Raw genomic sequence first — 17,933 nt, 5'->3', positions numbered from 1 at the left:
TGTCGGTGGATGCGCGCTCGGAGCGTGGTCGACCGTCACGTCAGGCACGCTGCAGACGCTCGGCCAGCCTCTCGCGCAACGACATCGACAGCACCTTCCCCACCACGAGCCCCTGCCAGAACTGGGCCCTGAGCTTGTCCACCGCGCCCCGTTGCAGGGCCTGCTCGAGGGCGGCCTCCAGCTCCGGGTCGTGGACTCCGGCCGCCCGCATGGCGTCCAGGTTCTCGCGGACGAAGAACAATCCGCTCTCCTCGTCCAGGACGACCCGGGGCAGCGCCCGGACCGGATCGATCGCCGGGAGTGCCGTGCACCGGTCGCCGGCACCGGCGATCCGCATGTTGATCGCGGTACGGACACACTTCTCGCACTCGCCACAGTTCTTCCGGTCGGTGCGGTTCCACCAGCACACTCGGAGGTTCCGCATCGCCGCGTCGCTGTTCTTGATCAGCTGGGCCTTCATCACCCGGGTCGCCTCGAGCCCGTCGTACACGACGCTGGTCGCGCTGCTCGACCAGAGCGGATCGAGCTCGGGATGCGTGCCGTAGGGCTCGAGATTGCTTTCGGCGTGGGAGGCCGGGACCAGCACCGTGTGCAGATGCTCGGACAGCAGCAGTGCCACGTGTGCGAGGGCAACGCCGTGTCCGAGATCCCATCCGCCCCGGTACCCCTCGTACAGGTGCCGGATGTTGGTCCGGACCTCGATCAGCTCCTTGCCGAGGTCGGCGGCTGCCCGACGCAGATCCGCCAGCGTCCGCTCGTAGTACTTCTGGTTGTTCAGGAAGATGTCGAAGCCGTGGACGAACACGAGGTGGGTGATCTCGGACTGGTTGGCCACCACCGAGTAGAACGAGTCCACGCCGCCACTGAAGAAGCAACCCACACCGCGACCGTCGCGCGCGGGCTCGGTCGTGGTGGGCGCGTCGATCGAGATCCTGGTCATCTTCTCCGGCCACCAGGACACGAGAAGGTCCTGCGCCGGGCCGGTCGTCGACAGCGCCTGCGCGTCCACCTCGCCGTCGATGCGCAGCGGCATCGCATGCTCCATCGCGATCGCCAGCCCGGGCGCCAGCCAGGCGGTGGCCGAGTTGTACAGGGAGACGTTCGCGGATTCCTCCACGACGAAGGTCTCCGATCCCCACGACACCTCGGCGCCCGCCTCGTTGGGCCCCCCGGCACGCGGGCGCACGGTGACTACGGAAGACATGACAACTCCTCGGCTAGGGTCGCGACCACTTCTGTCGCGAGCGTGTTCGTCCGACCTCGTCGATCATCGTGGTGCGGGCGAACCGGGAGTCGGCACCACTGCATCCTCCCCCGATCCCTCCCCCGATTCTCCGAGCGCACGTACGAGTTCGTCGAACGACTGCCGGAGCAATGCACTGTACCGCTCGGGATCCGGGAGCATCTGCGGGTCGGACACGAAGCACAACGACAGGCTGTCGCCGATCGAGTAGATCCCGTGGCACAGCGCGGTGTGGTCGTCGGGCGAGGGCAATCCGTAACTGCTCACCACCGGCGCGTCGCCCAGCCGCATGTCGGCCGGCCCTCGCATGACGTTGGTGACCATCGTGTTCGACAGCGAGACCCGGTCACCGGACTCGGGCCAGTACCGGGAGACCACCGACAACACCGCGACCCCGGGCGCGGGCAGCACCCGGACCAACCCGCGCGATCGCTGGACCGCATCGTCCAGATCACGCTGCTTGTCCTCCCGGATCGAGGCACTGATCAGCTCGAGCCGGCGGCGCAGGTCCGGTTCGGTGGTGTACAGATCGACGATCAGCGGGTCGTACTGGTTCACCGATCCCCGTTCGAGGATGCCCCGGGTCGACATCGGCACCAACGCCGCCAGCGATTCCGGCGGCAGCTCACCCTTCTCCTCCAGGTACCGCCCGAGCGCCGCGGAGACCGTCGTCAGCAGAACGTCGTTGACGGTCGTGCCGGGGACCATCGCCCGCGCGACCTTGACCTCGGCGACGGTGAAACGTGCGGCGTCGAACGTTCGCGCACGCGTGGGCCGATGGTTGAAGCGGGTGCGCGGCCGGGTCGGTTGCGGAAGCGTGATTGCCCCCTGTCTGGCGCGATCGCCCGCCTCACGCGACGCCGCGACCGTGTCCCGCACCCCGCGCCCCGCCTCGACCAGCCGCCGGGGCGCCTGCCGCAGGGCCCGCCACACCAGGTCCGTCCCGTTCGGGGCCTGCGATCCGACGTCCGCGTGGGCCGCACCGAACGACGCGTCCTGCACCTCGTCGGTGAACAGCGTGCGGGCGATCTCCACGCTGGCCAGACCGTCCCCGAAGACGTGGTGCAGCCGGATCACGACCGCGGTCGCCTCGGCGGCACCGTCGACGTCGCGGAGCCCCGTGACGACGTGGATCTCCCACGGCGGCCGGGACAGGTCCATCGGCGACTCGGCGATCTCGATCAGCCGACGCCGCAACGCGGCCCAGTCACCCCCCTGGGAGTCGTGGAAGTGGAGGTGCCGTGCGGCGTCGAAGGATGTGTCGTCCACCCAGTACGGATGGTCGAGACTCAGCGGGACGGTGCAGACCCGGTGGCGCAGCGCCGGGATCCGGGCGATCCGCGCGACGAACCGGTCGGTCACGGATTCCCTCGTGAGCGACCCGGCCGCCGCGGCACCACTGTCGAAGACGTAGACCGCGAGGACCTGGGGCGGTGTGGTCGGTGTCTCGAGGTGAATGTAGGCCGCGTCGAACGGATCCAGTTGCTGCACCAGGGCTCCTCGGGGTCGGTTGCCGCCACGCCCGCTCCGAAACGCACGGACAGACGGCTGCCGGCGACACGGGAGCGACGGCTCCGAACGTAGCACCGCGGATCGACCCATTCGATCGACGGGAAGTTTTACCGCCTCTTTGCCCCATGTTCGCTGCTCGGCGCGTAACATCCAGAAGCTGCTACAGCACACCCGTAGCTATCTTAGCTTCCCTAAGGAGTTTCTTCGTGTCTCTCGAGGTAACAGTCACCCCGCACACGAGGGACGAGAATTCGACCTCCGCGCAGCTTTCCCTCGGCAAAAAGTCGCTGACCGTCGAGACCTCCGCCAGTGTGCCTCTCGACCAGAGCGCAACTCCCTGGCTGGCGCCGGCACTCCTGGTCGCGATGCGCCACGACGTCTCCGTGACCCTGCCGGGGTCCGTCGACGCGACGGCGCTCGAGGGCGCCGACCAGGCGCAGAAGGTGCTGAACACCTGGTATCCGCAGCGTATGCGGAGGGTCGAGGTCGACGCGACGCCTGCGGAGCCGGAGACCGCGCCGGACGGACGGGGCGTCGGCTGCTTCTTCTCCGGGGGTGTGGACTCGTTCTACTCGACGGTCAAGCACCTCGACGAGATCACGCACCTGATCTTCATCCACGGTTTCGACATCGCGCTCGACAACGAGGACCTGGCCGAGAGGAGCCGCCGCGCGCTGCGAGAGGCCGCCCGAGACCTCGGCCGGCCGCTGATCGAGGTGCGCACCAACCTGCGGCAGGTCCACGCCCGGTTCGGCCTGGACTGGGAGGCCCACTCCCACGGCAGCCTGCTCGCGCACGTGTCCTTGCTGCTGGCGCCGCATCTGCGCAAGGTCTACCTGCCGTCGTCCTTCGTCGCCGGTGAACTGGTGCCGTATGCGACGCACCCGGATCTCGACCCGCTCTGGTCGTCGAGCCGGGTCGACATCGTGCACGACGGGCTCGAGGCCGCGCGCGCTCAGAAGATCGCCGCGTTCGCCGACAACGAGGCGGCGATGAACAACCTCCGCGTGTGCTGGTACAACAAGGACAACGACTACAACTGCGGCCGGTGCGAAAAGTGCCTGCGCACCATGATCAACATCAAGATCGCCGGCGCCGCGGGCAAGTGCAGGACGCTGCCCGCCGAGGTCGACCTCGATCTCTACGACCACACGTACATGAACTCCGGCGGTGTCGAATCCGCGAAGGAGAACCTGAACGTCATGAAGGTCATGGGCTACGAGGATCCCGAGCTCGAGGCCGCGCTGCGGCGCGCCATCGACCGACCCTGGCTGGCCAACGAGCTGCTGCATGCACGCAAGTTGGCGTCACTGGCACCGGAGTTCGTGAAGTTCGTCTGGAAGCAGGGTCGCGCACAACTCGGTTCCGGTCGCGGCTGACCACACCGGCCCGGGTCGGCGCGGTGCGGGGCCGAACGCCGAACCCGCCGGACGGGAGACCACCCGGCGATCCGGTCACCGCGTGCCGACGGGCAGCGTTCTCCGGCTTGTGAACACGCGCGTTTCCCCGGTGACCGGGTCGGGGAACCGCACGCTGCGCGCCAGCAGGCGCAGCGGGTCGGTGAAGTCGCCGGGCGCGCGGTCGCGCAGCGTCGGATAGAAGTCGTCGCCGACGACCGGCACACCCAGTGACCACATGTGCAGCCGCAGTTGGTGGGTCCGTCCGGTGGTCGGGAGCAGGCGATAGCGGGCATGCTCGCCGGCCACCTCGATCAGGTCGATCTCCGTGTGCGCGTTGGGTTCTCCCGGAACCTCTCGGGCGGTCGGCTCACCGTGGCGCTTGGCGATGCGGCTGCGCACCGTGCAGGGGAACTCCCGGCCCGGCGCGTGCCCCGCGACCGCCTCGTACTCCTTGACCACGCGGCGCTGCTCGAACAGCTGCTGGTACGGCTTGCGCAGCCGCGGGTCCGTCGTGCAGACGAGCACCCCCGCCGTCATCCGGTCCAGGCGGTGGACCGGAACGAGATCCGGCACGTCCAGTTCCCGCCGCAGTCGCACCACCACCGATTCCCGGATGTGCCTGCCGCGCGGGATCGTCGCCAGGAAGTGCGGCTTGTCGACGACGAGCAGCCCGTCGGCATGGTGGAGCACGTCCACCTCGAACGGCACCGGATCCTCGACCGGCGGTTCCCGGTAGAAGTACACCAGCAGCCCCGGCGGGCAGGCATCCGCGGGCCCGAGCGGTCGGCCGGTCCGGTTGACGACCTCACCGGCGGCGAACCGGGCATCCCAGTCGTCCTCGGGCGCGACCGCGCGCAGGTGGACACCCAACGCCGTCGCCGGGTGGTCATCGGGCACCCGGATCCGGTCGGGTCCGAGTCCGTCCCGCAGCGGTAGGGGTGGACGGGTCGCCGTCCGCCGGCGCGCCATCGCCGTTCAGGCGTCCGGAACGCAGGCGGTGCAGAGCAGTGTCCGCGCCCGCCCCTCGGCGGTGTTGTGGTCGACGTGACGCGAGGTCGGCGCGCCGCAGCCGGTACACCGGCCGAGAATCGCGGCGTGGTCGGAGAACTCGACCTTCCCGCGACCGTCGAAGACGTACAGGGACCCGTCCCACAGTCCGTCGTCTCCGAAGGTCTCGCCGTAGCGGACGATCCCCCCGTCGAGCTGGTAGACCTCTTCGAACCCGCGCCGCCGCATCAACGCCGAGAGCACCTCGCACCGCACGCCACCGGTGCAGTAGGTGACGACGGGTTTCGCCTTGAGGTGGTCGTAGCGGCCGCTGTCGAGTTCGGACACGAAGTCGCGGGTGGTCGCCACGTCGGGCACCACCGCGCCGCGGAAGCGGCCGATCTCCGCCTCGAACGCGTTACGGCCGTCGAAGAAGACCACCTCGTCGCCGCGCCGGTCGACGAGGTCGTGCAGATCGGTCGGCGACAGGTGGGCGCCACCGCCCACCACTCCGCCGGCGTCGACGTGCAGCTCGTCCGGCGCACCGAAGGTGACGATCTCCGGGCGCACCTTCACCGACAGGCGGGGGAAGTCGGCGCCGGTGCCGTCGGACCACTTGATGTCGGCGTCGGCGAACGGCGCGTACTCGCGGGTGCCGCGGACGTAGCGCTTGACCGCGGCCACGTCCCCGCCGACCGTCGCGTTGATGCCGTGCTCCGACACCAGGATGCGTCCGGTCAGGCCGTTGGCCGAGGCAAGGGTGTACTGCCACAGGCGGATCGCCTCCGGATCCGCGAGCGGCGTGAACCGGTAGAACAGGACGATCTTCGGAATCGACACTCAGACCACCGCGAGCGCGTGCAGCGAACGCAGGTCGTCGGCGGCGAGCCCGACCAAGCTGTCCCGGAAGGTCCGCCGCGGGCCGGAGGGGACCTCGATCAGGGACGGCACCACCAGCACCGCGCAGCCCGCCGCCTGCGCGGCCGCGGCACCGGTCGGCGAATCCTCCACCGCCAGGCAGTGCTCCGGGTCCACTCCCAGCAACTCCGCCGCCCGCAGGTAGGGCGCCGGATCCGGCTTGCCCGCGGCGACCTCGTCGCCGCACACCGAGTGGTCGAAGTGCTCACGCCCGAGGGTGTCGAGCGCGAACTCGCACAGCTCGCGCTCGGTGTTGGTGACCAACGCCGAACCGAGACCGAGGGAGCGGACCAGCGACAGCGCCTCCCGCGCCCCCGGGCGCCACGGCAGGCCCGCCGCGAACAGTTCCGCCATCCGGGCATACAGCCAGGACTTGGCGTGCGCCAACGCTTCCGGCGACTGTTCGAGACCCAGCGAGGCGAAGATGATCGCCAGGGCGTCGGGGCTGGACGCCCCGATCGTCGCCTGCCGCGTCTCCTCCGACATCGGTCCGCCGAGGTGCGCGGACAGCTCACGGACGCCGCTGTCCCACAACTCCTCCGACTCGAGCAGCGTGCCGTCCATGTCCCACAGGACGGCCAGCAAGTGCTCAGACATTGAAGTACTTCGCCTCCGGGTGGGTCAGGACGAACGCATCGGTGGACTGCTCGGGGTGCAGCTGCAGTTCCTCGGACAGGGTCACCCCGATCCGCTCCGGCTCGAGCAGTTCGACCATCTTCCGACGGTCCTCGAGCTCCGGGCACGCGCCGTAGCCGAACGAGTAACGGGCGCCGCGATATCCGAGTTTGAAGAACTCCTCCACGTCGGCCGGGTCCTCCTTCGCGACCGCGTCGCCGCCGGGCATGGTCAGTTCCTCACGGACCCGCCGATGCCAGTACTCGGCGAGTGCCTCGGTCAGCTGGACGCCGATGCCGTGCACCTCGAGGTAGTCGCGGTAGTTGTTCGCCGCGAACAGCTCGTTGGCGAAGTCCGCGATCGGCTGGCCCATCGTGACGAGCTGGAACGGCAGCACGTCCACCTGGCCGGACGCGCGGGCGTCGTCACGGGAGCGCAGGAAGTCCGCGATGCACAGGAACCGGTCCCGTTGCTGGCGCGGGAAGGTGAAGCGGTACCGCTCCTGTGCGTCCGGGTCGGGCGACTCGAGCACGACGACGTCGTCGCCCTCCGACACCGCCGGGAAGTAGCCGTACACCAAGGCCGCGTGCGCGAGGATGCCCTCGGTGGCGAGGCGGTCCAGCCAGTACCGCAGTCGCGGCCGGCCCTCGGTCTCGACGAGCTCCTCGTAGGTGGGTCCGTCGCCGGCACGCTGGCCACGCAGTCCCCACTGCCCCAGGAACAGCGCACGCTCGTCGAGCAGCCCGGAGTACTCGGCCAGGGCGATGCCCTTGACGATCCGGGTGCCCCAGAACGGCGGTGTCGGCACCGGCAGGTCCGCGGCCACGTCGGACCGCGCCGGCACGTCGACCGGCGTCTCGGCCGCCTTGCGTGCCTCCGCGATCCGCTTCGAACGCTCGTGCCGCGCCTTGCGTTCGGCGGCCTTCTCCCGCGCCGCGACGGCCTCCGGGCTGTCCGGGTCCGGGCCCTCGCCGCGCTTGGTGGCCATGATCGTGTCCATCAGGTGCAGGCCCTCGAACGCGTCGCGCGCGTAGCTGACCTCGCCCTCGTAGATCTCGGCGAGGTCGTTCTCGACGTAGGCACGGGTCAGCGCCGCGCCGCCGAGCAGGACCGGGAACTGGTGGGCGACGTTCCGGGCGTTGAGTTCCTCGAGGTTCTCCTTCATCACCACGGTCGACTTCACGAGCAGACCGGACATGCCGATCACGTCGGCCTTCTTGTCCAGGGCCGCGTCCAGGATCGTCGCGATCGGCTGTTTGATGCCGAGGTTGACGACCTCGTAGCCGTTGTTGGACAGGATGATGTCGACGAGGTTCTTGCCGATGTCGTGGACGTCGCCCTTGACGGTGGCCAGCACGATCCGGCCCTTGCCTGCCTCGTCGGTGGCCTCCATGTGCGGTTCGAGGTGTGCGACAGCCGCCTTCATCACCTCGGCGGACTGCAGGACGAACGGCAGCTGCATCTGCCCGGAGCCGAACAGCTCACCGACCGTCTTCATGCCCGACAGCAGGGTGTCGTTGATGATCTCGAGCGGCGGGCGGGTCGTCATCGCCTCGTCGAGGTCCGCTTCGAGGCCGCCGCGTTCGCCGTCGACGATGCGCCGTTCCAGCCGCTCGAACAGCGGCAGCGCCGCGAGTTCCTGGGCCCGGGTCTCGCGGGCCGACGCCGCCGAGACACCCTCGAACAGTTCCATCAGCTTCTGCAGCGGGTCGTAGCCGTCGTGGCGGCGGTCGTACACGAGATCGAGGGCGGTCTCGCGCTGGTCGTCGGGGATCCGGGACATCGGCAGGATCTTCGAGGCGTGCACGATCGCGGTGTCGAGCCCCGCCTGGACGCACTCGTGCAGGAACACCGAGTTCAGCACCTGCCGCGCGGCCGGGTTCAGGCCGAACGAGATGTTCGAGATGCCCAGCGTGAAGTGCACGTCCGGGTGCCGCTTCTTCAGTTCCCGGATCGCCTCGATGGTTTCGATGCCGTCACGCCGCACCTCCTCCTGGCCGGTGGAGATCGGGAAGGTCAGCGCGTCGATGATGATGTCGTGCTCGGACAGTCCCCAGTTCCCGGTGATGTCCGCGATCAGCCGCTCCGCGATCCGCACCTTGTGATCGGCGGTGCGGGCCTGGCCCTCCTCGTCGATCGTCAACGCGACCACCGCGGCGCCGTGCTCCTTGACCAGCCGCATGATCCGCTGGAACCGCGAGTTCTCGTCGTCGCCGTCCTCGTAGTTCACGGAGTTGACGGCGCTGCGACCGCCGAGGTGTTCGAGACCGGCCCGGATCACGTCGGGCTCGGTCGAGTCGATCATGATCGGCAACGTCGACGCCGTCGCGAAACGGCTTGCCAGCGCGGCCATGTCGGCGGCGCCGTCGCGGCCGACGTAGTCCACGTTCAGGTCGAGCATGTGGGCGCCGTCGCGGGTCTGGTCCTTCGCGATGTCGAGGCACTTCTGGTAGTCCTCGGCGATCATCGCTTCGCGGAACGCCTTGCTGCCGTTGGAGTTCGTGCGTTCGCCGATCACCAGGAAGCTGGCGTCCTGTTCGAACGGCACCGGCGCGTACAGCGACGAGGTGCCCGGTTCCGGCTCGGGCGCGCGGAGCCCGCGTTCGACCAGGCGCACCGCCTCCGCGACGCGGGCGATGTGCTCGGGTGTCGTACCGCAGCAGCCGCCGACCATCGACAGCCCGAACTCGCTCACGAACGCGGTCAGCGCCTGCGCCAGTTCCTCGGCGGTGAGCGGGTATTCGGCCCCGTTCGCGCCGAGGACCGGCAGGCCGGCGTTCGGCATCACGGACACCGGCAGCCGCGAGTGCTTGGACAGGTGCCGCAGGTGTTCGCTCATCTCGTCCGGGCCGGTCGCGCAGTTCAGCCCGATCATGTCGATGCCGAGCGGTTCGAGCGCGGTGAGCGCCGCCCCGATCTCACTGCCCAGCAGCATCGTTCCGGTCGTCTCGACGGTGACGTGGGTGATGATCGGCAGCCGGCGCCCGGCGCGATCCATCGCGTGCTGGCTGCCGATCACCGCGGCCTTGACCTGCAGCAGGTCCTGACAGGTCTCGACGAGGATCGCGTCCGCGCCGCCGTCGATCATGCCGAGCGCGGCGTCGGTGTACGCGTCGCGGAGCACCGCGAACGGCGCGTGCCCGAGCGTCGGGAGCTTGGTGCCCGGCCCCATCGATCCGAGCACGAACCGGGCCATCCCGTCACGGCCGGGCCCCATCTCGTCGGCGACCTCGCGGGCGATGCGGGTGCCGCGCTCGGACAGGTCCCGGATCCGGTGCGCGATGTCGTAGTCGGCGAGGTTCGACAGGTTGCAGCCGAATGTGTTGGTCTCGACGGCATCGGCGCCGGCCTCGTAGTACGCGGCGTGGATCTCGCGCAGCACGTCGGGGCGGGTCTCGTTGAGGATCTCGTTGCAGCCTTCGAGGCCGAGGAAGTCGTCCAGGGTGAGGTTCGCGGCCTGCAGCATCGTTCCCATGGCACCGTCGCCGATGACAACGCGCTCGGTGAGCGCATCCAGGAGTGCGGAATGGAATGAGGCAGACATGCCGTCCAGAGTAGTGGGCGACCCGGACCACCCTGGCCGTAGGCTGGGTAGGTGAGTCCAACCGAACCCTTCGCGGTGCCCGAGAGCCACGAATCCGACGACGAGAGTCCCACCCTGCGCGACCCGATCCTGGTGGCCGCGTTCGAGGGCTGGAACGACGCCGGGGACGCCGCCAGCGGCGCGGTCGAGCATCTCGAACTGATCTGGGACGCCCGCCCGCTCGCCGAGCTGGACTCCGAGGACTACTACGACTACCAGGTCAACCGTCCGCAGGTGCGGCAGGTCGACGGCGTCACCCGCGAGATCCAGTGGCCCGCGACCCGCATCTCCGCGTGCTCGCCCCCCGGCAGCGAGCGCGACGTCCTCCTGCTGCGCGGCATCGAACCCAACATGCGCTGGCGCAGCTTCTGCGAGGACCTGATCGAGATCATCGAGGAACTCGGGGTCACCACCGTCGTGATCCTCGGCGCTCTGCTCGCCGACACCCCGCACACGCGCCCGGTGCCGGTCACCGGCACCGCCTACAGCACCGAGTCGGCGCAGCACTTCAACCTCGAACAGACCCGGTACGAGGGGCCGACCGGTATCACCGGGGTCCTGCAGGACGAGTGCGTCAAGGCCGGGGTCCCGGCCATCTCGTTCTGGGCGGCGATCCCGCACTACGTGTCCCAGCCGCCGAACCCGAAGGCGACCGTCGCGTTGCTGCGCCGCGTCGAGGACGTGCTCGATGTCGAGGTTCCCCTGGGCGAGCTGCCCACCCAGGCCGAGGACTGGGAGACGTCCGTCACCGAGATGACCGCCGAGGACGAGGAGATCTCCGAGTACGTCCGATCCCTCGAGGAGCGCGGCGACGCCGAGGTGGACATCTCCGAGGTGATCTCGAAGATCGACGGCGACGCGATCGCCGCCGAGTTCGAGCGCTACCTGCGCCGGCGGGGTCCCGGCAGTTTCGGCGGTCTGTAGAGCGGTGCCTGCACGTTCCCGACTGCAGCGCGGCGCGCTGTACGCCGGCGGGTTCCTGGGCCCGTTCGGCGGCGGCGTGGTCACCTCGATGCTCCCCGAGCTCGGCGACTCGCTCGGTGTCGGCACCGCGGAGGCGGCGGCGTCGCTGACCGCGTACCTGCTGCCGTTCGCGGCGCTGATGCTGGTGTCGGGCACGTACGGCGCCCGGTGGGGCGGCCTGCGGACGGTGCGGATCGCGTACGGCGTCTACGCCGCGGCGGCGACGGTGTCGGTCCTGGCACCGACGTTCACGGTGTTCCAGCTCGGCCGGGTGCTGCAGGGCTGCGCCAACGCCTTCACCACCCCACTGCTGCTGGCCGCACTGGCCGCGGTCACCCCGCAGGCGCGTCTGGGCCGGGCGCTGGGCCTGTTCGGGGCGTTGCAGGCCGCCGGGCAGACCAGCGCGCCGCTCGTCGGAGGCTTCGCGGCGGAGGTGAACTGGCGGCTCGCGTTCGTGGTGATCGCGGTCGTCGCGCTCGGACTCGGCGCGATCGGCCTGCCACCGTCGCCGGGACCCGCGCGGCCGGGCCCGCCGCCGCGGTTGCGGGACGCCCTGCAGCCGACGGTGCTGCGGGTCGGGTTGGTGGCGCTGCTCGGCTGGGGTGCACTCGGCGGATTGAGCTTCCTGGTCGCGTTCCGCGCCGAGGACGCGCTCGGTCTCGATCCCGGGAGCCGGGGGTTGCTGCTGACCGGGTTCGGTCTGGCCGGGATGATCGCGGCCCGGCCGGTCGGCTCGGCCATCGACCGTTACGGCCCGCGCGCCGCGGTCGTCACCGGCGCGGTCGGCGGCGCCGCGCTGGTCGCCGCGACCGGGTTCCTCGGTACCGTCGGCGCGGTCGCGGTCGCGTGGGCGCTGGCGGGTGTCGCGGGACAGTTCGTGCTCGTCGGCGTCAATTCGGCGATCCTGTCGTCGGAGGGCGCGAACCGGGGCGGCGCCGTGTCGGTGGTGCAGGCGCTGCGGTTCGCCGGCGCGGCCCTCGCCCCGGTCGCCCTGACTCCCCTGTACGCCGCCAGCCCGACCGCGGCGTTCGTGCTGCCCACCGCGATGCTCGCGGTGGCCACCCCGCTGCTGATGCCGCGGCCGGAGCGACACGGCACCTGAGGACGCCGACACCGGCCACCACCACGCCGTGCGGCGTCCGGGGCGGCCGACCGACACGGCCTGCCACCCAACCTCCATCGAAGCGCTTTGAGCCGGTGTCGGTTTCGATCAGTACTCGCCCGAATCCCCGGTGCGCATCAGATCGCCTGTGTTCCGCGACCCGCAATCGGAGGGTTCAGCGGCAGCAGTCCGGATCGAGGACGAGCCGGAGTGCGTCGAGTGCGTCGACCCGGGCCCGGTGGTGGACGTTCATGCCGCGACGTTCGGACTCGACCATGCCCGCCTTGCGGAGTTGGCCGAGATGGTGGCTGACGGTGGATTCGGCGAGGTCGACCCCGGTGGCGAGGTCGCACGTACACACGGCGCCGTCGGCGGCGGTGAGCAGAATGGACATCAGTTTGATGCGGACCGGGTCGGCGAGCGCCTTGAGCCGCAGGGCGACCTCGAGGGCGGCGGCGTCGGTCATCGGTCCGGCGGAGACCGGAGCGCAGCAGATCGGCGCAGAGACGTCGATCACCGGGAGTGCCTTGGGCATGGCGTCAACCCTACCCAAGTTTCTTGACTTATGTCGAAAAGGTGGCACGCTGGAGCGCAACTACTTCGACATATATCGCAAAGGTGGATGGTCATGTCACGCGCACAACTCGCCCTCAACGTCGATGACCTGCAGGAAGCGGTCACGTTCTACTCGAAGCTGTTCGGCACGGCGCCCGCGAAGCTCGAGCCCGGGTATGCGAACTTCGCCATCGCCGAGCCGCCGCTGAAGCTGGTGTTGTTCGAGAACCCGGGCAAGGGCGGCACGATCAACCACCTCGGAGTGGAGGTCGAGTCGAGCGAGAAGGTGCACGCGGAGATCGCCCGGCTGACCGGCGAGGGCCTGTTCACCGACGAGGAGATCGGCACCACCTGTTGCTTCGCGACTCAGGACAAGGTGTGGGTGACCGGGCCGGCCGGAGAGAGGTGGGAGGTCTACACCGTGCTCGCCGATTCGGAGACGTTCGGGTCGAGCCCGCAGCACCTCGACGACGCGACCGCTGTCGCCGGCGGCGTGTGCTGCGGAACCGCAGCCCCGACAGGGACGGAAGGGGCGGACGCCGAGAAGTCCTGCTGCTGAACGCCGACACGGGTGTGGGGCCGCCCGGAAGGGCGGCCCCACACCCGCGTCAGGAACGAGGACTCGTGGTCAGCTCGGCGATCAGGGCTTCGACCTTGGTCCTGATCTCGTCGCGAATCGGGCGGACGGCGTCGACGCCCTGGCCGGCGGGGTCGTCGAGGACCCAGTCCCGGTAGCTCTTACCGGGGAAGATCGGGCAGGTGTCACCGCAGCCCATCGTGATCACCACGTCCGATGCCCGCACCGCGTCGACGGTGAGGACCTTCGGATTCTCGCCGGAGATGTCGATTCCGACCTCGGCCATCGCCGCGACCGCGGCCGGGTTCACCTGGTCGGCGGGTGCGCTTCCTGCGGAGCGGACCTCGATCCGGTCGCCGGCGAGCGCGGTGAGGAACCCCGCGGCCATCTGGGACCGGCCGGCGTTGTGGACGCAGACGAACAACACGCTCGGTGTGGCCATTGATTCAGGACTCCTTCGATGCCGGTGCAGCAGGCGGCTCGTGGCGGGCGAAGCGCGGACGCAGTGCTAGCGAGACGTACACCAGGCCGACCAGGACGGGGACCTCGATCAGCGGGCCGACCACCCCGGCGAGAGCCTGACCCGAGGCGGCGCCATAGGTGGCGATCGCGACGGCGATGGCGAGTTCGAAGTTGTTGCCCGCCGCGGTGAACGCGAGGGTGGTCGTGCGCTCGTATCCGAGGCCCAGGACGGCGCCCAGGAGATATCCGCCGCCCCACATGATCGCGAAGTACGCGAGCAGCGGGATCGCGATCCGCACGACGTCGATCGGGTTCGAGGTGATCCGGTCGCCCTGGAGTGCGAACAGGATCACGATCGTGAACAGCAGCCCGTACAGGGCCCACGGCCCGATCCGGGGCAGGAACGTCTGCTCGTACCAGGTGCGGCCCTTCGCCTTCTCGCCGTAGCGGCGGGTCAGAAAGCCGGCCAGCAGGGGGATGCCGAGGAAGATCAGCACCGACTTCGCGATCTGCCACGGCGAGGTGTCGATCGTGGTCTGCTCGAGCCCCAACCATCCCGGCAGCACGGAGAGGTAGAACCAGCCCAGCGCGGCGAACATCAGCACCTGGAACACCGAGTTGATCGCCACCAGCACGGCCGCGGCCTCCCGATCACCGCAGGCGAGGTCGTTCCAGATGATCACCATCGCGATGCACCGGGCCAGACCCACGATGATCAGCCCGGTCCGGTACTCGGGCAGATCCGCGAGGAAGATCCACGCCAACGCGAACATCAGCGCCGGGCCGACGATCCAGTTCAGCACCAGCGACCCGGCCAGGAGCCTGCGGTCGCCGGTGACCGTGTCGAGGCGGTCGTAGCGGACCTTCGCCAGCACCGGGTACATCATGATCAGCAGACCGAGCGCGATCGGCAGCGAGATGCCGTCGATCTCGACCGCGGACAGCACGTCACCGAGCCCCGGGATCATTCGCCCCATCAGCAGGCCGACGACCATCGCGACACCGATCCACACCGGCAGGAACCGGTCGAGGGTCGAGAGCTTCCCGACGACCGCCGGGTGGTCGGTCGTGGTGGTGACCCCGCTCATGCCGTCACCTCCGCGCATGTCGAAGGCACTGCCGCCGGGCCGCCTTCGATCACCAGAACGGACGAAAGTTGCTGCAGGGCAGAGGGAACAACCCAGTAGTACACCCACGTTCCACGACGTTCGCAGTCCACCAGACCCGCATCACGCAGCACCTTCAGGTGGTGGGAGATCGTCGGCTGCGACAGGTCGAACGAACCGGAGATGTCGCACACGCACGCCTCTCCACCGGCGTGGGATGCCACCAGCGACAGAAGCCGCAGACGCACCGGATCCCCGAGCGCCTTGAACATCCGCGCGAGATCCCCCGCCCGGCTCTCGGCAGGCGGTTCCCGCACCAGGGGTGAACAGCACACATCGTCGTCGCGATCGGGTTGTTTCGACACCCGTCTATATTGACATCTGTCGAATCAGCTCGCGGGTGCGGGCATCGCACGACATCGGCTGTGCGCACGCCCCACCCCCCGACGAATCCTTGCGGGATCTTGACGGCCGGGGCGCCGCGACCGGCCTAGTGTGCTCATCGGGGCAATGAATCGCGCTCTGCCACAGGCAGTCTGCCTGCTGCACCGGCAACGGAGTGAGGGACCGTGGTGGTGACCTCGGAGGGTGGGGCCGTGACGCGACCGCGTGCGCCCGAAACGATCGGGTACGCACTCAAGCGGCTGTTCCTCGGCCGCCCTCTGATCACCGAGCAGCTGCACAGCGAGCGACTGTCCAACCCGGTGGCACTCGGCGTTCTGGCCGCGGACTCCATCTCGTCGACCGCATACGGCTCCGAGGAGGTGCTGGTCGAGCTGCTGCCGTTCGCGGGCCTGGCCGCGTTCGCGCTGCTGCTGCCGATCACCGGGGTGATCCTGCTCGTCCTGATCCTCGTGGCGGCGTCGTACCGGCAGGTGGTGATGGCGTACACGCGGGCGGGCGGCTCGTACATCGTCGCGCGGGACAACTTCGGACCCCGGGTGGCCCAGATCGCCGCGGCGGCGTTGCTGATCGACTACGTGGTGACTGTCGCGGTGCAGACGGCGGCCGGCACGGTGGCGGTGGTGTCGGCGGTGCCCGCACTGGGCCCCTACCACCTCGAGATCACGGTCGGCATCGTCGTCGCGATGTGTTACGCGAACCTGCGCGGGCTGCGGGAGGCGGGCCGGCCGTTCGCAGTGCCGACGTACTTCTTCGTCGCGATGCTGCTGCTGATGATCGTCGTCGGTGTGGCCCGGGAGGTGTTCTGGGGGCTGCCGGTGTACGACTCGGAGAACATCGCGGGCGCCGTGCAGGTCCACCAGGGCAACGGCCTGGTGATGGGTGCGACGGTGCTGGTGTTGCTGCGCGCCTTCGCGAACGGCGGTTCCTCGTTGACGGGCGTCGAGGCGATCTCGAACACGGTCGGCTCCTTCCGCAAGCCGGAGGGTGTCAACGCGCGCAAGGTGCTCACGGTGATCGCGTGCATCCTGGCGACGCTCCTGGCCGGGGTGGCCTACCTGGCGCACGTCACGCACGCGACCCCGTACGTGAGCGGGTACCCGTCGGTGCTGTCCGAGGTGGCGCGGGCGGTGTTCGGCGGCGGTGTGGTCGGTACCGCGGCGTACGCACTGGTGCAGATCGCGACGGCCCTGATCCTGTTCACCGGCGCGAACACCAGCTTCAACGGGTTCCCCGCGCTGGCGAATTTCGTCGCCGAGGACCGGTTCCTGCCGCGGCAGCTGACCAAACGTGGGCACCGGCTCGTGTTCTCCAACGGCATCGTGGTGCTGACCGTCCTGTCGGTGGTGCTGCTGGTCGTCACCGGCGCGTCGGTGAACGCGCTGGTGCCGTTCTACGCGATCGGCGTGTTCACCGGGTTCGCGATGGCCGGCTTCGGCATGACCAGGCACCACCTGACCCACCGCGAGCCCGGCTGGCGCCACAAGCTCGCGATCAACCTGTCCGCGGGAGTGGCGTCGACGATCATCGTCGGCATCTTCGCGGTCGCGAAGTTCACCGAGGGCGCGTGGCTGGTCGTGGTGGTGTTCCCGCTCCTGGTCGTGGTGCTGATGCGCCTGAACCGGGAGTACCGCGCCGAGGCCGCGATCCTGGAGGAGTTCCGCACCGACCGTCCCGACACCGTGAACTACGCGCGGCACCAGGTGTTCGTGCTCGTCAGCTCGGTGGACCTGGCGGTGCTCGAGGCACTGCGGTACGGGCGGGGACTGCGCGCCGACCAGCTGATCGCGGTGCACTTCATGATCGACGCGGACCACGCCCGGCGGCTCCGGGCCCGGTGGGACCACTACGGGCTCGAGACGCCGCTCAAGATCATCGACTGCCCCGACCGCCGGGTCCCGCACGCGGCGCAGCACGAGGTGCTCGAATCGCTGGCACGAAACCCGAACAGCCACGTCACGGTCCTGCTTCCGCGCCGCAGCTACGCCCCGTTCCTCGGCCGGCTCCTGCACGACCGCACCGCGGACCGCGTCGCGCACGCGATCAGCCGCGTCCCGAACGCCGCGGCCACCATCGTCCCGTTCGACGTGCAGTCCCAGATCCGGCAGGCGTTCCCCGACCTGTGGGAGGAACGTGTGACCCGGCGCGTCGAGCAGGTCCAGACCCGGATCGCGGGCCGGGACGACTCGCGGATCGAGGCCTACGAGCACCCCGAGGCGCCCGCCACGATCATCGCGATCCGGGCTCTGATCGGCGGACAACGCGCGACCGTCGAGGGCCGGGTGCAGGAGGTCGTCGAGAACACCCGTCGCGGTGCGCGCGCCCTGACGGTGGAACTCGGTGACAGCACGGGCACCCTGCGGATCGAGTTCACCGCGAATCACGGCACCGATCTCACCCCCGGGCAGCTCCTGAGGGTGACCGGCAAGGCGCGCCAGTCCGGGCACCGGCCCGCGTACATGGTCGACCCCCGCTACCAGATCGTCGACCCCGCACGGCAGTAGCCTG

General features: G+C 69.5%; 15 protein-coding genes. 5 read left to right on the top strand and 10 right to left on the bottom strand.

Translation table 11 applies throughout. From position 1 onward, the window contains the following. Positions 1-40 precede the first annotated feature (40 nt). Positions 41-1,204 carry an adenine nucleotide alpha hydrolase family protein gene (locus ABD951_RS05295; protein ID WP_345342699.1) on the bottom strand — a complete coding sequence of 388 codons (1,164 nt, stop codon included), beginning with the start codon at positions 1,202-1,204 and terminating at the stop codon, positions 41-43. Between the two features lie 63 nt (positions 1,205-1,267). Continuing rightward, complete coding sequence (locus ABD951_RS05290) at positions 1,268-2,734, bottom strand: wax ester/triacylglycerol synthase domain-containing protein (protein ID WP_345342698.1); 1,467 nt, start codon at positions 2,732-2,734, stop codon at positions 1,268-1,270. 227 nt (positions 2,735-2,961) lie between these two features. Between ABD951_RS05290 and ABD951_RS05285 the strand changes: the two genes are divergently transcribed. Further along, a complete protein-coding gene (locus tag ABD951_RS05285; protein ID WP_345342697.1) occupies positions 2,962-4,134 on the top strand; it encodes an adenine nucleotide alpha hydrolase family protein in 1,173 nt (390 codons plus the stop codon). Positions 4,135-4,209: 75 nt separating this feature from the next. Here the strand turns inward: ABD951_RS05285 and ABD951_RS05280 are convergent, their stop codons facing one another. Genes ABD951_RS05280 through metH form a run of 4 tightly spaced genes read right to left on the bottom strand, consistent with a single transcriptional unit; the run spans position 4,210 to position 10,219 of the window. Further along, positions 4,210-5,124 (bottom strand): pseudouridine synthase, encoded by a 915-nt coding sequence (locus tag ABD951_RS05280; RefSeq protein ID WP_345342696.1) that lies wholly within the window; start codon positions 5,122-5,124, stop codon positions 4,210-4,212. 6 nt (positions 5,125-5,130) lie between these two features. Next, positions 5,131-5,982, bottom strand: coding sequence for an oxygen-dependent tRNA uridine(34) hydroxylase TrhO (trhO, locus tag ABD951_RS05275; RefSeq protein ID WP_345342695.1), 852 nt, complete (start codon positions 5,980-5,982; stop codon positions 5,131-5,133). Then, the gene (locus tag ABD951_RS05270; RefSeq protein ID WP_345342694.1) at positions 5,983-6,657 is read right to left on the bottom strand and encodes an HAD family hydrolase; all 675 of its coding nucleotides are present in this window, start codon (positions 6,655-6,657) and stop codon (positions 5,983-5,985) included. Next, complete coding sequence (metH, locus tag ABD951_RS05265; protein ID WP_345342693.1) at positions 6,650-10,219, bottom strand: methionine synthase; 3,570 nt, start codon at positions 10,217-10,219, stop codon at positions 6,650-6,652. Before metH ends, ABD951_RS05270 begins: the two co-directional genes overlap by 8 nt. Positions 10,220-10,270: 51 nt before the next feature. On the opposite strand from metH, the gene ABD951_RS05260 reads away from it, so the two are divergent. Together ABD951_RS05260 and ABD951_RS05255 are read left to right on the top strand one after the other, a co-directional pair. After that, complete coding sequence (locus tag ABD951_RS05260; protein ID WP_425569782.1) at positions 10,271-11,182, top strand: PAC2 family protein; 912 nt, start codon at positions 10,271-10,273, stop codon at positions 11,180-11,182. A gap of 4 nt (positions 11,183-11,186) precedes the next feature. Next, positions 11,187-12,323: an MFS transporter gene (locus ABD951_RS05255; RefSeq protein ID WP_345342692.1), complete on the top strand. Its 1,137-nt coding sequence runs from the start codon at positions 11,187-11,189 to the stop codon at positions 12,321-12,323. Between the two features lie 175 nt (positions 12,324-12,498). Here ABD951_RS05255 and ABD951_RS05250 read toward each other — a convergent pair whose 3' ends face one another. Then, the gene (locus ABD951_RS05250; RefSeq protein ID WP_345342691.1) at positions 12,499-12,858 is read right to left on the bottom strand and encodes an Rv2640c family ArsR-like transcriptional regulator; all 360 of its coding nucleotides are present in this window, start codon (positions 12,856-12,858) and stop codon (positions 12,499-12,501) included. A 93-nt stretch (positions 12,859-12,951) separates the two neighbouring features. On the opposite strand from ABD951_RS05250, the gene ABD951_RS05245 reads away from it, so the two are divergent. After that, entirely contained in the window at positions 12,952-13,437 is a 486-nt protein-coding gene (locus ABD951_RS05245) for an ArsI/CadI family heavy metal resistance metalloenzyme (protein WP_345342690.1), read from the top strand. 49 nt (positions 13,438-13,486) lie between these two features. Here the strand turns inward: ABD951_RS05245 and ABD951_RS05240 are convergent, their stop codons facing one another. Genes ABD951_RS05240 through ABD951_RS05230 form a run of 3 tightly spaced genes read right to left on the bottom strand, consistent with a single transcriptional unit; the run spans position 13,487 to position 15,388 of the window. Beyond that, positions 13,487-13,897 (bottom strand): arsenate reductase ArsC, encoded by a 411-nt coding sequence (locus ABD951_RS05240; protein ID WP_345342689.1) that lies wholly within the window; start codon positions 13,895-13,897, stop codon positions 13,487-13,489. A 4-nt stretch (positions 13,898-13,901) separates the two neighbouring features. Beyond that, positions 13,902-15,005, bottom strand: a complete 1,104-nt coding sequence (gene arsB, locus ABD951_RS05235; RefSeq protein WP_345342688.1) for an ACR3 family arsenite efflux transporter — start codon at positions 15,003-15,005, stop codon at positions 13,902-13,904. Further along, complete coding sequence (locus ABD951_RS05230) at positions 15,002-15,388, bottom strand: ArsR/SmtB family transcription factor (protein WP_345342687.1); 387 nt, start codon at positions 15,386-15,388, stop codon at positions 15,002-15,004. Before ABD951_RS05230 ends, arsB begins: the two co-directional genes overlap by 4 nt. 210 nt (positions 15,389-15,598) lie before the next feature. On the opposite strand from ABD951_RS05230, the gene ABD951_RS05225 reads away from it, so the two are divergent. Beyond that, on the top strand, positions 15,599-17,929 hold the full coding sequence (locus ABD951_RS05225; RefSeq protein ID WP_425569781.1) for an amino acid permease: 2,331 nt from the start codon (positions 15,599-15,601) through the stop codon (positions 17,927-17,929). The last annotated feature ends 4 nt before the right edge of the window (positions 17,930-17,933 follow it).

This window comes from Rhodococcus olei, assembly GCF_039540555.1.
Taxonomy (GTDB): domain Bacteria; phylum Actinomycetota; class Actinomycetes; order Mycobacteriales; family Mycobacteriaceae; genus Rhodococcus_G; species Rhodococcus_G olei.
Note: the sequence above shows the minus strand (reverse complement) of the source record. Positions and strands in the feature narration are given on the sequence as shown.